At 44.6% G+C, this 13,369-nt stretch carries 24 protein-coding genes and 1 pseudogene; 2 read left to right on the plus strand and 23 right to left on the minus strand.

Features of this window, described 5'->3' with window-relative positions; all coding sequences use genetic code 11:
• Positions 1-10: 10 nt before the first annotated feature.
• From secY to FTU90_RS04330, 23 genes are all read right to left on the minus strand, one after another.
• A complete protein-coding gene (secY, locus tag FTU90_RS04220) occupies positions 11-1,330 on the minus strand; it encodes a preprotein translocase subunit SecY (RefSeq protein ID WP_171063316.1) in 1,320 nt (439 codons plus the stop codon).
• Positions 1,331-1,375: 45 nt separating this feature from the next.
• Complete coding sequence (gene rplO, locus FTU90_RS04225) at positions 1,376-1,816, minus strand: 50S ribosomal protein L15 (RefSeq protein WP_005094137.1); 441 nt, start codon at positions 1,814-1,816, stop codon at positions 1,376-1,378.
• 3 nt (positions 1,817-1,819) lie between these two features.
• Positions 1,820-1,996 (minus strand): 50S ribosomal protein L30, encoded by a 177-nt coding sequence (gene rpmD / locus FTU90_RS04230; protein ID WP_005094139.1) that lies wholly within the window; start codon positions 1,994-1,996, stop codon positions 1,820-1,822.
• Between the two features lie 6 nt (positions 1,997-2,002).
• The gene (rpsE, locus tag FTU90_RS04235; RefSeq protein WP_004281496.1) at positions 2,003-2,500 is read right to left on the minus strand and encodes a 30S ribosomal protein S5; all 498 of its coding nucleotides are present in this window, start codon (positions 2,498-2,500) and stop codon (positions 2,003-2,005) included.
• A gap of 2 nt (positions 2,501-2,502) precedes the next feature.
• Positions 2,503-2,853: a 50S ribosomal protein L18 gene (gene rplR / locus FTU90_RS04240; RefSeq protein WP_004281497.1), complete on the minus strand. Its 351-nt coding sequence runs from the start codon at positions 2,851-2,853 to the stop codon at positions 2,503-2,505.
• Between the two features lie 14 nt (positions 2,854-2,867).
• Positions 2,868-3,401, minus strand: a complete 534-nt coding sequence (gene rplF / locus FTU90_RS04245) for a 50S ribosomal protein L6 (protein WP_005094142.1) — start codon at positions 3,399-3,401, stop codon at positions 2,868-2,870.
• Between the two features lie 13 nt (positions 3,402-3,414).
• Positions 3,415-3,810 carry a 30S ribosomal protein S8 gene (rpsH, locus tag FTU90_RS04250; RefSeq protein ID WP_005094144.1) on the minus strand — a complete coding sequence of 132 codons (396 nt, stop codon included), beginning with the start codon at positions 3,808-3,810 and terminating at the stop codon, positions 3,415-3,417.
• A gap of 12 nt (positions 3,811-3,822) precedes the next feature.
• On the minus strand, positions 3,823-4,128 hold the full coding sequence (gene rpsN / locus FTU90_RS04255; protein WP_004732275.1) for a 30S ribosomal protein S14: 306 nt from the start codon (positions 4,126-4,128) through the stop codon (positions 3,823-3,825).
• 9 nt (positions 4,129-4,137) lie between these two features.
• Positions 4,138-4,674, minus strand: a complete 537-nt coding sequence (gene rplE / locus FTU90_RS04260) for a 50S ribosomal protein L5 (RefSeq protein ID WP_005094146.1) — start codon at positions 4,672-4,674, stop codon at positions 4,138-4,140.
• Positions 4,675-4,690: 16 nt separating this feature from the next.
• Positions 4,691-5,008: a 50S ribosomal protein L24 gene (rplX, locus tag FTU90_RS04265; RefSeq protein WP_004281502.1), complete on the minus strand. Its 318-nt coding sequence runs from the start codon at positions 5,006-5,008 to the stop codon at positions 4,691-4,693.
• Positions 5,009-5,017: 9 nt separating this feature from the next.
• Positions 5,018-5,386 carry a 50S ribosomal protein L14 gene (gene rplN, locus FTU90_RS04270; protein WP_005094147.1) on the minus strand — a complete coding sequence of 123 codons (369 nt, stop codon included), beginning with the start codon at positions 5,384-5,386 and terminating at the stop codon, positions 5,018-5,020.
• Between the two features lie 91 nt (positions 5,387-5,477).
• Positions 5,478-5,735 carry a 30S ribosomal protein S17 gene (rpsQ, locus tag FTU90_RS04275; RefSeq protein ID WP_004281504.1) on the minus strand — a complete coding sequence of 86 codons (258 nt, stop codon included), beginning with the start codon at positions 5,733-5,735 and terminating at the stop codon, positions 5,478-5,480.
• Positions 5,732-5,929 carry a 50S ribosomal protein L29 gene (gene rpmC, locus FTU90_RS04280; protein ID WP_004281505.1) on the minus strand — a complete coding sequence of 66 codons (198 nt, stop codon included), beginning with the start codon at positions 5,927-5,929 and terminating at the stop codon, positions 5,732-5,734. The genes rpsQ and rpmC overlap by 4 nt, the downstream gene beginning before the upstream one ends.
• Positions 5,929-6,342, minus strand: a complete 414-nt coding sequence (gene rplP / locus FTU90_RS04285) for a 50S ribosomal protein L16 (protein WP_004281506.1) — start codon at positions 6,340-6,342, stop codon at positions 5,929-5,931. Before rplP ends, rpmC begins: the two co-directional genes overlap by 1 nt.
• Before the next feature lie 3 nt (positions 6,343-6,345).
• Positions 6,346-7,098, minus strand: coding sequence for a 30S ribosomal protein S3 (gene rpsC / locus FTU90_RS04290; RefSeq protein ID WP_004281507.1), 753 nt, complete (start codon positions 7,096-7,098; stop codon positions 6,346-6,348).
• Position 7,099: 1 nt separating this feature from the next.
• Positions 7,100-7,429 (minus strand): 50S ribosomal protein L22, encoded by a 330-nt coding sequence (gene rplV, locus FTU90_RS04295; protein WP_001982638.1) that lies wholly within the window; start codon positions 7,427-7,429, stop codon positions 7,100-7,102.
• 11 nt (positions 7,430-7,440) lie between these two features.
• Complete coding sequence (gene rpsS, locus FTU90_RS04300; RefSeq protein WP_004281508.1) at positions 7,441-7,716, minus strand: 30S ribosomal protein S19; 276 nt, start codon at positions 7,714-7,716, stop codon at positions 7,441-7,443.
• Positions 7,717-7,735: 19 nt separating this feature from the next.
• Positions 7,736-8,560: a 50S ribosomal protein L2 gene (gene rplB / locus FTU90_RS04305; protein WP_005094148.1), complete on the minus strand. Its 825-nt coding sequence runs from the start codon at positions 8,558-8,560 to the stop codon at positions 7,736-7,738.
• An 11-nt stretch (positions 8,561-8,571) separates the two neighbouring features.
• Positions 8,572-8,892 carry a 50S ribosomal protein L23 gene (gene rplW / locus FTU90_RS04310; RefSeq protein ID WP_005094149.1) on the minus strand — a complete coding sequence of 107 codons (321 nt, stop codon included), beginning with the start codon at positions 8,890-8,892 and terminating at the stop codon, positions 8,572-8,574.
• On the minus strand, positions 8,889-9,491 hold the full coding sequence (gene rplD / locus FTU90_RS04315; protein WP_005094150.1) for a 50S ribosomal protein L4: 603 nt from the start codon (positions 9,489-9,491) through the stop codon (positions 8,889-8,891). Before rplD ends, rplW begins: the two co-directional genes overlap by 4 nt.
• A gap of 11 nt (positions 9,492-9,502) precedes the next feature.
• Positions 9,503-10,141: a 50S ribosomal protein L3 gene (gene rplC, locus FTU90_RS04320; protein ID WP_005094152.1), complete on the minus strand. Its 639-nt coding sequence runs from the start codon at positions 10,139-10,141 to the stop codon at positions 9,503-9,505.
• Between the two features lie 60 nt (positions 10,142-10,201).
• A complete protein-coding gene (gene rpsJ, locus FTU90_RS04325; RefSeq protein ID WP_000070912.1) occupies positions 10,202-10,513 on the minus strand; it encodes a 30S ribosomal protein S10 in 312 nt (103 codons plus the stop codon).
• 246 nt (positions 10,514-10,759) lie between these two features.
• Positions 10,760-11,521, minus strand: coding sequence for a type 1 glutamine amidotransferase (locus FTU90_RS04330; protein ID WP_005094154.1), 762 nt, complete (start codon positions 11,519-11,521; stop codon positions 10,760-10,762).
• A gap of 161 nt (positions 11,522-11,682) precedes the next feature.
• On the opposite strand from FTU90_RS04330, the gene FTU90_RS04335 reads away from it, so the two are divergent.
• Together FTU90_RS04335 and FTU90_RS16285 are read left to right on the plus strand one after the other, a co-directional pair.
• Positions 11,683-12,885, plus strand: coding sequence for a PLP-dependent transferase (locus FTU90_RS04335; RefSeq protein ID WP_159138630.1), 1,203 nt, complete (start codon positions 11,683-11,685; stop codon positions 12,883-12,885).
• Between the two features lie 59 nt (positions 12,886-12,944).
• A pseudogene (locus FTU90_RS16285) lies at positions 12,945-13,149 on the plus strand (hypothetical protein); the annotation flags it as partial.
• Positions 13,150-13,369: the final 220 nt, after the last annotated feature.

The following is a 13,369-nucleotide window of genomic DNA, read 5'->3' on the forward strand; positions in this document are numbered from 1 at the left end:
CTAAGTGCGCTTATCCCTTAGGATGAGCTGTCGTTTTTCTCATTAACGTTTGATTATCATACTGGTGCGAGGTGAGGTGTGACTGCAGCTGAGCCATAAAGTCCATCACTACTACCACAACAATCAGCAAAGAAGTACCACCCAAATAGAATGGAATACCAAATGAACTTTGCAACACCATCGGCATCAAACAAATGACGGTGATGTAAATCGCGCCAATAAATGTCAAACGACTGAGAATATGATCTAAGTAACGAGCAGTTTGCTCACCTGGACGTATACCAGGCACATAAGCTCCGCTGCGTTTCAAGTTCTCTGACACTTCTTTAGGACTAAATACCAGTGCTGTATAGAAGTAACAGAAAAAGATAATTAACGCACCAAAGAGCACCAAATACAACGGCTGACCAGGCGACAATACCAATGCTACATCTTGCAGGCTACGCTGAATAAATCCGGCATTCGGATCTGCACTACCCACCCACTGGCCTAAGCTCGCAGGGAACAACAGCAATGAGCTGGCAAAAATTGCCGGAATCACACCCGCCATATTAATTTTCAATGGCAAATGTGTCTGCTGTGCAGTAAATACACGACGACCTTGTTGTTTTTGAGCATAGTTGACCGGAATACGACGCTGCGCTTTCTCGATAAACACGATGGCTGCCAAAACACCCAGAGACAACAGACCAAAAATTACCAAGCCAATCAGGCTGGTCTGGCCATTATCTACAGATGACAAAGATTGCATAATTAAATTAGGCAATCCGGCAACAATACCCGCGAAGATGATCATGGAAATACCATTCCCCACCCCACGTTCGGTAATCTGCTCACCCAACCACATCAAGAACATGGTTCCCGCAACCAATGAGGTTACTGCAGGAATATAAAAAGCCAGACCAGTATTCAGGGTAATCCCCTGACTGATCAAGCCTGCACACATCCCGATCGCTTGTACAAGCGCCAGAAATAATGTGCCTTGTCGTGTGTATTGATTTATTTTACGTTTGCCTTGCTCGCCTTCTTTTTTCAAAGCTTCCAGCGAAGGAACCACTGTCGACATCAGCTGCACGATAATCGATGCAGAAATGTAGGGCATGATCCCAAGAGCAAGAATAGACATTCGTTCTAATGCACCACCGGAAAACATGTTAAACAAACCAAGGATAGTACCTTGGTTTGCATTAAACAGGTTTTCTAGGGCCGCATTATTGATGCCCGGTACTGGAATATGCGCTCCTAGCCGAAACACCAACAACGCACCAATGAGAAACATCATTCGACGAATAATTTCACGGTATTTCACATGAAATGGTTGGCCTTTCATCATGTTGACATGACCTGAAGAACTAGGAGTCATAGACACTGGGGATTACTCCTCGACTTTGCCGCCAGCAGCTTCAACAGCAGCTTTAGCGCCTTTAGTCAATGCAACACCTTGAACAGTGAATGCACGAGTAATTTCACCAGAAAGTACGATACGAGCACGGATCATGTCTTTACGTACAACGTTCGCCGCTTTTAAAGTTTCTAGAGACACGATGTCGCCTTCAACTTTAGCAAGCTCAGATAAACGTACTTCAGCAGTTTTCAAAGCCAATTGGCTAGTGAAGCCGAATTTAGGCAAACGACGATAAAGTGCTGTTTGACCGCCTTCGAAACCTGGACGAGTACCACCGCTCTTACGTGAGTTTTGACCCTTGACACCACGGCCACCGGTCTTACCAACGCCAGAACCGATACCACGGCCTACACGAAGGTTGTCACGTTTAGCACCTTCTGCAGGTGCAATTGTATTTAAACGCAGAGTCATGGCTTATTCCTCTACACTAACCATATAGTAGACTTGGTTGATCATACCACGGTTAGAAGGCGTATCTTGCACTTCTACAGTATGACCAATACGACGCAGACCTAAACCTTGCAGGCTCAGCTTATGATTTTTCAAGCGGTGCGATGCAGATTTAGTCTGGGTAACTTTAATCGTTTTCATGATTGATTACCCTTGAATTTGTTCTACTGAAAGACCACGTTTCGCAGCAACCTTCTCAGGAGTAGTCATATCACGCAAACCGTTGAAAGTTGCGTTAACTACGTTAGCAGCGTTAGTAGAACCACGGCATTTAGTCAAAACGTTACGTACACCTACAGCTTCTAGAACTGCACGCATAGCGCCACCAGCAATTACGCCTGTACCTTCAGAGGCAGGCTGCATGAATACGCGACTAGCGCCATGACGTGCATGAATTGGGTGCTGTAACGTACCATCAACAAGGTCAACAGTAATCATGTTGCGACGAGCAGCTTCAAGTGCTTTAGAGATAGCAGCTGGAACTTCACGTGCTTTACCACGACCAAAACCTACGCGACCATTACCATCACCCACAACAGTTAATGCTGTGAAAGAGAAGATACGACCACCCTTAACAACTTTGGCTACACGATCAACGGCAACCAGCTTTTCAACAAGACCTTCGTTTTGTTCAACTTTAGCCATGATTAGAACTCCAAGCCGTTTTCACGAGCAGCATCAGCCAAGGCTTTGATACGACCATGATATTTAAAACCAGAACGGTCAAATGCAACTTTAGTAACACCAGCTGCTTTAGCGCGTTCTGCGATTAAAGCACCTACTTTTTGAGCTGCTTCAACGTTACCAGTTGTACCTGCACGTAGAGTAGCGTCTAAAGTAGAAGCTTGCGCTAATACTTTGCCACCATCTGCAGAGATAACTTGAGCATAGATGTGACGCGGAGTGCGGTTTACACACAAACGAGTCGCACCCAATGCACGGATGTGCAAGCGTGTGCTTTTCGCACGACGCAAACGGGATTGTTTCTTTTCGTTCATAAGAACCTCGCGCCTTATTTCTTCTTAGCTTCTTTACGAAGTACAACTTCGTCAGAATAACGAACACCTTTGCCTTTATACGGCTCTGGTGGACGGTAACCACGGATATCTGCAGCAACCTGACCTAAAGCTGCTTTGTCAGCAGACTTAAGTACGATTTCAGTTGCAGTTGGAGTTTCAGCAGTTACACCTGCAGGAAGTGCATAATCGATCGGGTGAGAGAAACCAAGGTTAAGATGAACAACATCACCTTTAACCGCAGCTTTATAACCAACACCGATAAGCTGTAACTTACGTTCGAAACCTTCGCTAACACCTTTTACAAGGTTGTTAAGCACAGCGCGAGCAGTACCAGCTTGCATCCAAGCGTCTTTCGACTCTTGTACTGGAGCAATAGCCAGAGTACCGTCTTCCTGTTTAAGCTCGACCAGCGCATGCAGGTTGAAAGACAATGTACCTTTAGTGCCTTTCACTTCGACCTGCCGGCCGTTCTGAGTAACTGTTACACCATTCGGTACAGTTACTGGGGCTTTAGCCACACGAGACATGAGGAATCACCTATTAAGAAACAAAAGCAATAACTTCACCACCAACGCCTGCAGCACGTGCAGCGCGATCAGTCATGATGCCTTTGCTTGTAGAAACAATTGCAATACCTAAACCTTGCTTAACGCTTGGAAGTGCATCTTTACCGCGATACTGACGTAGACCTGGACGGCTTACGCGTTTCACAGTGTCAATCACTGGCTTGCCTTCAAAATATTTTAACGTAATTGTTAAAGTTGGTTTGCCTTCAGCTTCCGCAACTTCTACGTTAGAAATGTAACCTTCTTGTTGAAGTAAGTTAGCAATTGCAACTTTCAACTTAGAATTAGGCATAGAAACAGTTTGTTTCTTCGCCATTTGTGCGTTACGAACACGTGTTAGCATGTCGGCAACGGTATCTTGCATACTCATTTATAGTGCTCCTTACCAGCTTGCCTTAACAACGCCAGGTACATCACCTTGCATTACTGTTTCACGTAATTTGTTACGGCTTAAGCCGAACTTACGGAAATAGCCATGCGGACGACCAGTTAAACCACAACGGTTACGTAGACGTACTGGAGATGCATTACGTGGTAATGCCTGCAATTTCATCATCGCTTCGAAACGTTCTTCGTCTGATGCATTTACGTTTGCAATAACAGCTTTTAATTCAGCACGTTTTGCAGCGTATTTAGCAACAGTAGCTTCGCGTTTCAATTCGCGATTAATCATACCTTTCTTAGCCATATCGACCTCTTATTTGAACGGGAAGCCGAATGCACGCATAAGCGCACGGCCTTCGTCATCGGTGCGAGCAGTCGTAGTAATGGTAATATCCATACCACGAATACGATCAATCTTGTCAAAATCGATTTCAGGGAACATGATCTGTTCCTTAAGACCCATTGAGTAGTTACCACGACCGTCGAATGATTTCGCAGAGAAACCACGGAAGTCACGGATACGAGGGATCGCAATCGAGATCAAACGGTCTAAGAATTCGTACATACGTTCGCCGCGTAAAGTAACTTTACAACCGATCGGCCAACCATCACGGATTTTAAAACCAGCGATTGATTTACGAGCTAACGTAAGTACTGGTTTTTGACCAGCGATAGCTTGCATATCTGAAAGAGCACCATCAAGGAGTTTTTTGTCAGCAGCAGCTGCGCCAACACCCATGTTGATCGTGATTTTAGTGATGCGAGGAATTTCCATCACATTTTTAACGCCTAAAGTCTCTAATAACTGAGCTTTAAGTTCGTCATTGTAACGTGTTTTAAGTCTGGCCATGGCCTATATCAACCTATTACTTCGCTACCGCCACTGATTCACCATTTGATTTGAATACGCGAGTTTTCACGCCATCAATCACTTGGTAACCAACACGGTCAGCCTTTTGGGTTGTAGCATTAAAAACTGCCACGTTTGAAATATGAAGCGAAGCTTCCTGAGTTACAACGCTACCTTCAGCGCCTGTAGCACGGTTCGGCTTTTGGTGCTTCTTCACCAAGTTAAGGCCTTCAACCTTAACACGGTCATTAGAAACAGACAGAACAGTACCCTGTTTGCCTTTTTCTTTACCTGCGATCACAATTACTTGATCGCCTTTTTTAATCTTAGCCATGATCGCCTCTTATAGAACTTCAGGAGCCAATGAAATAATTTTCATGAACTGTTCAGTACGAAGTTCACGAGTCACTGGTCCGAAAATACGAGTTGCAATCGGCGCTTTGTTGGTGTTCAAAATAACAGCAGCGTTATCGTCGAAACGAATCACTGAACCGTCTGCACGACGGATACCGAATTTTGTACGAACCACAACTGCATTCATCACGTCACCTTTTTTAACACGTGCGCGTGGAATTGCTTCTTTTACAGTAACTTTAATAATGTCGCCAACAGAAGCATAACGACGATGCGAGCCACCAAGTACTTTAATACATTGTACGCGGCGTGCACCACTGTTGTCTGCTACGTCGAGCATCGTTTCGGTCTGAATCATTGCCCTACTCCAAAACCGAGCAACACCGGTCGAAATTTCGAAAGGCTCAAAGAGTACTCGAAATTGACCGATGATGCAACAAGAACGTTAATTACTCAGCAGCTGCTTCAACAACTTCAACTAGAGTCCAAGACTTAGTTTTAGAAATTGGGCGGCTTTCTTTAATGGTTACAACATCACCAGCTTTCGCTGTGTTGTTCTCATCATGAGCATGTAATTTTGTTGAACGGCGGATTAATTTGCCATACAACGGGTGTTGAACTTGGCGTTCAATAAGAACAACGATAGATTTATCCATCTTGTCGCTTACAACTTTGCCAGTTAACGTGCGGACTGTTTTATCACTCATTGTCCGTTCCCCTGTTTTTCGGTAAGGAGGGTCTTAATACGAGCAATCGTCTGACGAGTAAGTGCAACTTCATGCGATTTACCCAATTGACCAGTTGCTTTCGCCATACGAAGACGGAATTGGTTAAGCTGTTGCTCATCAAGCAAAGCTGTCAACTCTTCTACCGACTTTTCACGTAGATCTTTAGTTTTCATTACATTACCGTCCGAGTCACGATAGCGGTTTTAAACGGAAGCTTAGCTGCTGCAAGCGTAAACGCTTCGCGAGCCAATTCTTCGTTAACACCATCAATTTCGTACAAGACTTTACCTGGTTTGATTTGGCAAACCCAATATTCCACAGAACCTTTACCTTTACCCATACGCACTTCAAGCGGCTTAGAAGTAATCGGTTTGTCCGGGAATACACGGATAAAGATCTTACCACCACGCTTAATACGACGGCTAATTGTACGACGCGCTGCTTCAATTTGACGCGCAGTCATTTGACCACGTTCAACTGATTTAAGTGCAATAGTACCGAAAGATACTGTGCTACCGCGGTGTGCTAGACCAGTGTTACGGCCTTTCTGCACTTTACGGAATTTAGTACGCTTAGGTTGCAACATGGATTATTCTCCTTTTTCAGCAGAACGATCATTGCGACGACCACGACGCTCTTGACCTTCACCACGACCACGACCGCGTTTAGCTGGACGTTCTTCTGCTGGAGCTGGGTTCATGACTTGTTTCATGCCGCCCAAAATCTCACCACGGAAGATCCAAACTTTAACACCAATCGTACCGTAAGTAGTCTCAGCACGCATAGTCGCATAGTCGATATCTGCACGAAGCGTATGTAGAGGTACACGACCTTCACGATACCACTCAGTACGAGCAATCTCAGCACCACCTAAACGGCCTGAAACTTCTACTTTGATACCTTTAGCACCAGCACGCATTGTGTTTTGTACTGCACGCTTCATAGCACGACGGAACATTACACGTTTTTCCAATTGAGAAGCGATTGCTTCAGCAACTAGACGCGCGTCTAAGTCTGGACGATCAATTTCATTGATACTTACTTGCGCAGGAACACCCATGATAGATGTTAATTCGCGTTGTAGTTTCTCAATATCTTCGCCTTTTTTACCGATTACGATACCAGGACGAGCAGTGCTAATAGTTACTTTAGCAGCGCCTGTAGGACGTTCGATAAGAATGTTGCTGATCATCGCGTTTTTAAGTTTTTTGATTAAAAACTCACGAACTTGAAGATCTTTAAGCAAGTATTCAGCGTATTGTTTCGGATTCGCATACCAGTTAGCGTTATGACGTTTCACAACACCTAGGCGGATACCGATTGGATGAACCTTCTGACCCATATCAAACCCCTACCTTAACGGTGATGTGACAAGTACGCTTAGTAATACGATCTGCACGGCCTTTAGCACGTGGCATAATACGTTTCAGGCTCATGCCTTCATCAACGTAGATCGTAGAAACTTTAAGGTCGTCTACATCTAAACTGTTATTGTGTTCAGCGTTTGCAATCGCAGATTCCAACGCTTTCTTAACTAGAACTGCAGCTTTTTTGTTGCTGAAGTTAAGGATGTTAAGCGCGTGCGCAACAGATTTGCCGCGGATAAGATCTGCAACCAAACGAGCTTTTTGTGCCGAGATAGCGGCACCGCGTAATTTAGCAGTTACTTCCATCATAGCACCCATTAACGTTTAGATTTCTTGTCAACACCGTGACCGCGATAGGTACGAGTTGGTGCAAATTCACCAAGCTTGTGACCAACCATGTGTTCAGAAACGATCACAGGAACGTGGTTACGGCCATTGTGTACAGAAATTGTTAAACCAACAAAATCCGGTAGGATCATCGAACGACGCGACCAAGTTTTGATCGGCTTACGGTTATTAGCCGCGATAGCCGCTTCAACCTTAGCGAACAAGTGCGCATCGACGAATGGGCCTTTTTTCAGAGAACGAGGCATTGTCAGATTCCTTTACTTGTTACTTAACGCGACGGTCGCGAATGATCATCTTAGTCGTACGCTTATTGGTACGTGTCTTGTACCCTTTAGCTTTTTGACCCCATGGGCTTACAGGTTGAATACCTTTGTTACGCCCTTCACCACCACCGTGCGGATGGTCAACTGGGTTCATTGCCATACCACGAACGGTAGGACGAACACCACGCCAGCGCGATGCACCAGCTTTACCAAGCGAACGAAGATTGCTTTCCGAGTTAGATACTTCACCTAACACAGCGCGACATTCAACGTGAATTTTACGCATCTCGCCTGAACGTAGACGAACGATAGCGTAAGAACCGTCACGACCCAACAGCTGAACTGAAGTACCAGCTGAACGAGCAATCTGCGCGCCTTTACCGATTTTAAGTTCGATGTTGTGAAGAGTAGAACCGATTGGCATGTTGCGAAGCGGCAAGCAGTTACCTGGACGAATTGGAGCATCGTTACCAGACTGTACTTTATCGCCAGCGCGAAGGCCTTTAGGAGCGATGATATAACGACGCTCACCATCAGCATACAATACAAGTGCAATGTGTGCAGTACGGTTAGGATCGTATTCGATACGCTCTACAGTTGCAGGAATACCATCTTTGTTACGTTTAAAGTCAACTAGACGGTAGTGCTGCTTATGACCGCCACCAACGTGACGAGTCGTGATGTGACCGTTATTGTTACGGCCGCCAGTACGTTTTTTAGCTTCAACCAACGGAGAGTACGGTGCGCCTTTGTGAAGGTGATCATGAACCACTTTCTCTACAAAGCGACGTCCTGGAGACGTTGGCTTACATTTTTGAATAGGCATAATTCTCGTCCTTATTCCGCTGTGCTTTCAGCGGTATCGCCCAAGTCAGCCATTTCAACATCTTGGCCAGCTTTCAGGGTGACGTATGCTTTTTTAACATCAGAACGACGTCCTAATGTTTTACCAAAGCGTTTAGACTTACCTTTAGTGATAGTCGTGTTAACTTTAACAACTTCTACACCAAAGAGTTGTTCCACTGCTTTTTTGATTTCAAGCTTGTTTGCGTTGATAGCAACTTTAAACACTTGAACACCAGCAGTTTCACCTAAAACTTGTGCTTTTTCTGAGAATACAGGTCCTTGCAGGACTTGATAGATACGTTCGTTGTTCATCCGAGTTCTACCTCAATTTTCTTAGCAGCAGCTACAGACATAACAACTTTGTCGAACGCAATCAAGCTAACCGGATCGATTGCAGCAGCATCAACCACATCTACGTGTGGAATATTGCGTGCAGCAAGATACAAGTTCTCATCAACAGCATCGGTAACGATCAATGCACGAGTTGCATTCAAGTCGTTAAGCTTTGCAAGCAATTCTTTAGTTTTTGGAGCTGCAACAGCAAACTCATCAACTAAAATTAGGCGATCTTGACGAACAAGTTCAGCCATGATGCATTGCATAGCACCGCGGTACATTTTACGGTTTACTTTTTGAGACCAGTCTTGTGGACGAGCAGCAAAAGTTTTACCACCGCCAACCCAGATTGGGCTACGAATAGAACCAGCACGAGCACGGCCAGTACCTTTTTGACGGAATGGCTTGCGGCCACCGCCAGAAACGTCTGCACGTGATTTCTGAGCTTTTGAACCTTGACGGCCACCAGCTAAATAAGCTGTAACCACTTGGTGAACAAGAGCTTCATTAAATTCACGACCGAACGCAACTTCTGATAATTCAACAGCAGAGCCGGAAACAGTATTTAAATTCACGTTATTTCCCCTCAGGCCTTGATCGTAGGACGAACGATTACGTCGCCACCAGTAGCACCAGGAACCGCGCCTTTAACAACAAGAACTGAACGTTCTGTGTCGATAGCAACGATCTCAAGACCCTGTGTAGTTACGCGTTCAGCACCTAAATGGCCAGCCATTTTTTTGCCTTTGAATACGCGACCAGGAGTCTGGTTTTGACCAGTAGAACCTAAAACACGGTGAGAAAGCGAGTTACCGTGAGTTGCATCTTGCGTACGGAAGTTCCAACGCTTAACACCACCTTGGAAACCTTTACCTTTAGATTGACCAGTTACGTCAACGACTTGACCAACCTGGAACAATTCAACGGTAAGCGTACCACCAACTTCACGACCTTCAAGATCAGCTTCTGTAGCGCGGAATTCTTGAACTAGACGACCAGCTGCAACACCTGCTTTCGCGAAGTGGCCTTTCTGAGCGTTAGTTACGCGAGATTCGCGACGTTCACCAGTAGTGATTTGAATCGCTTGATAACCATCAGTTTCAAGCGTTTTGATTTGAGTGATGCGGTTAGGATCAACCTCAATCACTGTAACAGGCACAGAAACACCAGCATCTGTAAAGATACGTGTCATACCGCACTTGCGACCGACTAAACCAATAGCCATGTGCATAAACCTCTAAAAAAGCGGCCTAATTAACTTAGAGTGTTAATTAACCCGAAAGCCTTAACCCAATGCGATCTGAACATCAACACCAGCTGCAAGATCTAACTTCATCAATGCATCTACAGTTTTGTCTGTAGGTTGAACGATGTCGATCAAACGCTTGTAAGTACGGATTTCGTACTGGTCACGCGCGTCTTTGTTTACGTGTGGTGATGTTAAAACGTTAAAACGTTCAATGCGTGTTGGCATTGGAATTGGACCACACACTTGTGCTCCAGTACGTTTTGCGGTTTCTACGATTTCTTGAGCAGATTGATCAATCAGGCGATGATCAAAAGACTTAAGACGGATACGAATTCTCTGGTTAGACATACCAGTAAACTCCAAGCCAAATATATAAAGAATCACTCCTGACGCATCTCACCCCACTTTAATACGGGTAAGTGTCAAGAGCAGTGAAATATCACTAAGGTCGTGATCGATGCCACGACTGTAACGATAGTTAACTACTTTATTCGCAGTTAACCCCCTTCCTATCGAAGGGTCGCTTATTATAGCCATTGTTTAATGCATAAGCAAATCCCTTTTATGGTTTTATCCAAGTTTTCAATTTACCCCCTAAAACAAGAGTTTATTTTCTGAATGCGGGGCAGTTTTCGCCAAGACATATTCTATAGCTCGATTTAATATCTGATTTCCTTCAACAAACTTATTTTTATGGGTCTTTTTTAATTCAGAGAGATCCTGAACATATTTTCCTGAAAATTGTGCAAGCTGCTCCTCATCTTCCAAAAATAAAGACAGGGTTTCTGGGGTACTCTCTGGATGAAACTGAAAACCGAGCACATTTTTGCCCAACTGGTACATCTGATTACGACAGGCTTGGTTTTCTGCCAGATGCACTGCCCCTTTGGGTATTTCAAAGCTTTCACTATGCCATTGCAGAATATTGAACTGTTCGGGTAAGCTAAAACATTCTTGCGGTAGATTGGCTACCTTGTGTACCGTGGCCCAGCCCAATTCCTGCTCAGGATTACGACTGACGCCCGCCCCCAATGCATTGGCAATCAATTGTCCACCCAGGCATAAACCGATTGCCGGTTTGCCATGTGACAGATAACGACGCAACCAGCGTTTCTCTATCTTTAACCAGGGGAAATTCGCCTCATCATTGACACTCATGGTTCCGCCCATGATGATCAGTAAATCGACGTCCTCAACCCTTGGCAAAGCCTCAATCTCTAAAGGACGATCCAACGGTAAAGCAAAAAACTCAGTCGCACTAATGTACGCCTGATACTGCTTTAAAAACTCATGACAACTACCATAGCCTTCACCAGCAATATGCTGAAAATAATGCACTTTTAAATGCGACTTCATGCTCCTCAACCTATTTTTTAGCTAGATAGTTTTAGGTTTTGCAAAAATGAAGCCAACTTTTTTCAAGGACCAATTTTTTTAACAATTCACAACCGAACTGGCAGTGAGTCACAGATTCTCTTAAGCTAAGGTAATATTTGATTACATTTAAGGGCATTCACGTGAAAAAAAACGCTCAAACCACCCTGATTCATGCACCACGAAAAGCCCCTCAATCCATTTCTACGGTTCAACCTCCCCTGTTTCGTGCATCGACCATTATTTTTGAGAATACTGATGCGCTATTTAATCGCCACTGGACCGATGCTTATGACTATAGCTACGGCACCCACGGCACACCCACGACATTCACCTTAGGCGATAACATCGCGCAAATTGAAGGGGGTGAATACTGCCTACTTGCGCCGAGCGGTTTATCCGCCATTAACCTGGTGAATTCTTGTTTCTTGAGCCAAGGTGATGAAGTCTGGGTTGCCGATAACATCTATGGCCCAAACATGGAACATCTGCGCAATCTGGAAACGCGTTATGGCATTGCGGTCAAAGTGTATAACCCGCTTGAGGTCGAAACCTTTACACCAAGTGAAAAAGCAAAACTGCTTTGGCTGGAAGCGGCCGGTTCAGTCACACTGGAGTTTCCAGATCTGGTCGGTTTAATCAAAAAAGCCCAGGCACATCATATTTTGACGGCGCTGGATAATACCTGGGGCGCAGGTCTGGCTTTTAATGCTTTTGATTTTGGCGAAGAGCATTTAAGTGTCGATATCACGGTTCATGCCCTGACCAAATATCCAAGCGGTGGTGGCGACATCTTGATGGGCTCAGTTGTTACACGAGATAAAACCCTGCATCACAAACTGTTCCGTACCCATGCCATTCAGGGCATTAGTGTTTCTGGTGATGATGTGGCGCAGGTACAACGCAGTCTGGCTTCGATGCAACTGCGTTATCAGCATCAGTCCGAAAGCGCACTGACTTTAATGAAGTGGCTCAAACAGCAAACTGAGCTTGTTCAAGTTTTACATCCAGCCGATCCAGATTGCGCTGGACATCAATACTGGAAAGATATTTGTAAGACAGGTCAAAGTGCCGGCCTGGTTAGCGTGATTTTTGATCATTCTTATAAGCTGCAAGATATTCGCAATTTCTGTGACAGCTTAAACCTGTTTAAGCTCGGCTTTAGCTGGGGTGGTCCTGTTAGCCTGGTCATGCTCTATAACTTAAAAGACATGCGTGTACTGAAACATTCACATTTAAAAGATGGCTTTTTGGTTCGTTTTTGTATCGGACTGGAACATCCGCAAGATTTGATTCAAGATATCCAGTACGCCCTAGAACACATGAAAAAGCCTAAAAATGAATAATAAACAATAGGAAAAGTTATGTGAGCACCCCTTGGTATTGCTAAAAAACCACAAATACCATGCAAGACATTGTCTTATGCTCACAGCTTACCAGTCGGCATGGTCTGCTTGTCGGTTTAACTGAAACTAAAAAAACAGTCACTCTTATTTATGAACAGAGTGTCGATCGGAATAGTGCTTTTGAAATGCTGCAAAACCCAAGTGGCCGAACCTCAAAAAAATGCCAAACAAGCAGAATTTGCAAAACAGCAAGCCAAGGAACAGTGACCTCTAACCGGTGAGCAACAAAAGGAATTAGAACACGCGACTTAGGCAACCTAAAAAGTTCATAAAAGATACTGATCGATTTATCAAACTGCGCACGCAGGCTCGGAGATGATACCGGGGAGAATTGTCCGCGAGTTTCATGACTGCTTTTTCAGTGAAAATAGCACGATTTATTCCTATCAAGATTTTTAAAATTATGGGATATTCAGATATCCCA

Source organism: Acinetobacter sp. YH12200 (assembly GCF_013418175.1).
Lineage (GTDB): Bacteria > Pseudomonadota > Gammaproteobacteria > Pseudomonadales > Moraxellaceae > Acinetobacter > Acinetobacter pseudolwoffii.

What these genes read in the sequence shown, in the direction of transcription:
- rpsE (WP_004281496.1), bottom strand. Translation starts at nt 2,500, where the DNA reads ATGGCTAAAGTTGAACAAAACGAAGGTCTTGTTGAAAAGCTGGTTGCC.
- rplX (WP_004281502.1), bottom strand. Translation starts at nt 5,008, where the DNA reads ATGGCTAAGATTAAAAAAGGCGATCAAGTAATTGTGATCGCAGGTAAA.
- rplF (WP_005094142.1), bottom strand. Translation starts at nt 3,401, where the DNA reads ATGTCTCGTGTGGCTAAAGCCCCAGTAACTGTACCGAATGGTGTAACA.
- rplR (WP_004281497.1), bottom strand. Translation starts at nt 2,853, where the DNA reads ATGAACGAAAAGAAACAATCCCGTTTGCGTCGTGCGAAAAGCACACGC.
- FTU90_RS04330 (WP_005094154.1), bottom strand. Translation starts at nt 11,521, where the DNA reads ATGAAGTCGCATTTAAAAGTGCATTATTTTCAGCATATTGCTGGTGAA.
- rplV (WP_001982638.1), bottom strand. Translation starts at nt 7,429, where the DNA reads ATGGAAGTAACTGCTAAATTACGCGGTGCCGCTATCTCGGCACAAAAA.
- rplB (WP_005094148.1), bottom strand. Translation starts at nt 8,560, where the DNA reads ATGCCTATTCAAAAATGTAAGCCAACGTCTCCAGGACGTCGCTTTGTA.
- rplC (WP_005094152.1), bottom strand. Translation starts at nt 10,141, where the DNA reads ATGGCTATTGGTTTAGTCGGTCGCAAGTGCGGTATGACACGTATCTTT.
- rpsS (WP_004281508.1), bottom strand. Translation starts at nt 7,716, where the DNA reads ATGCCTCGTTCTCTGAAAAAAGGCCCATTCGTCGATGCGCACTTGTTC.
- rplP (WP_004281506.1), bottom strand. Translation starts at nt 6,342, where the DNA reads ATGTTGCAACCTAAGCGTACTAAATTCCGTAAAGTGCAGAAAGGCCGT.
- rpsC (WP_004281507.1), bottom strand. Translation starts at nt 7,098, where the DNA reads ATGGGTCAGAAGGTTCATCCAATCGGTATCCGCCTAGGTGTTGTGAAA.
- rplO (WP_005094137.1), bottom strand. Translation starts at nt 1,816, where the DNA reads ATGACTCTGCGTTTAAATACAATTGCACCTGCAGAAGGTGCTAAACGT.
- rpmC (WP_004281505.1), bottom strand. Translation starts at nt 5,929, where the DNA reads ATGAAAACTAAAGATCTACGTGAAAAGTCGGTAGAAGAGTTGACAGCT.
- rpsJ (WP_000070912.1), bottom strand. Translation starts at nt 10,513, where the DNA reads ATGTCTAACCAGAGAATTCGTATCCGTCTTAAGTCTTTTGATCATCGC.
- rpsH (WP_005094144.1), bottom strand. Translation starts at nt 3,810, where the DNA reads ATGAGTATGCAAGATACCGTTGCCGACATGCTAACACGTGTTCGTAAC.
- rplN (WP_005094147.1), bottom strand. Translation starts at nt 5,386, where the DNA reads ATGATTCAGACCGAAACGATGCTCGACGTAGCAGACAACAGTGGTGCA.
- rpsQ (WP_004281504.1), bottom strand. Translation starts at nt 5,735, where the DNA reads ATGAGTGATAAAACAGTCCGCACGTTAACTGGCAAAGTTGTAAGCGAC.
- rpsN (WP_004732275.1), bottom strand. Translation starts at nt 4,128, where the DNA reads ATGGCTAAGAAAGGTATGATTAATCGCGAATTGAAACGCGAAGCTACT.
- rplW (WP_005094149.1), bottom strand. Translation starts at nt 8,892, where the DNA reads ATGAACAACGAACGTATCTATCAAGTCCTGCAAGGACCTGTATTCTCA.
- rplE (WP_005094146.1), bottom strand. Translation starts at nt 4,674, where the DNA reads ATGGCCAGACTTAAAACACGTTACAATGACGAACTTAAAGCTCAGTTA.
- rpmD (WP_005094139.1), bottom strand. Translation starts at nt 1,996, where the DNA reads ATGAAAACGATTAAAGTTACCCAGACTAAATCTGCATCGCACCGCTTG.
- secY (WP_171063316.1), bottom strand. Translation starts at nt 1,330, where the DNA reads ATGAAAGGCCAACCATTTCATGTGAAATACCGTGAAATTATTCGTCGA.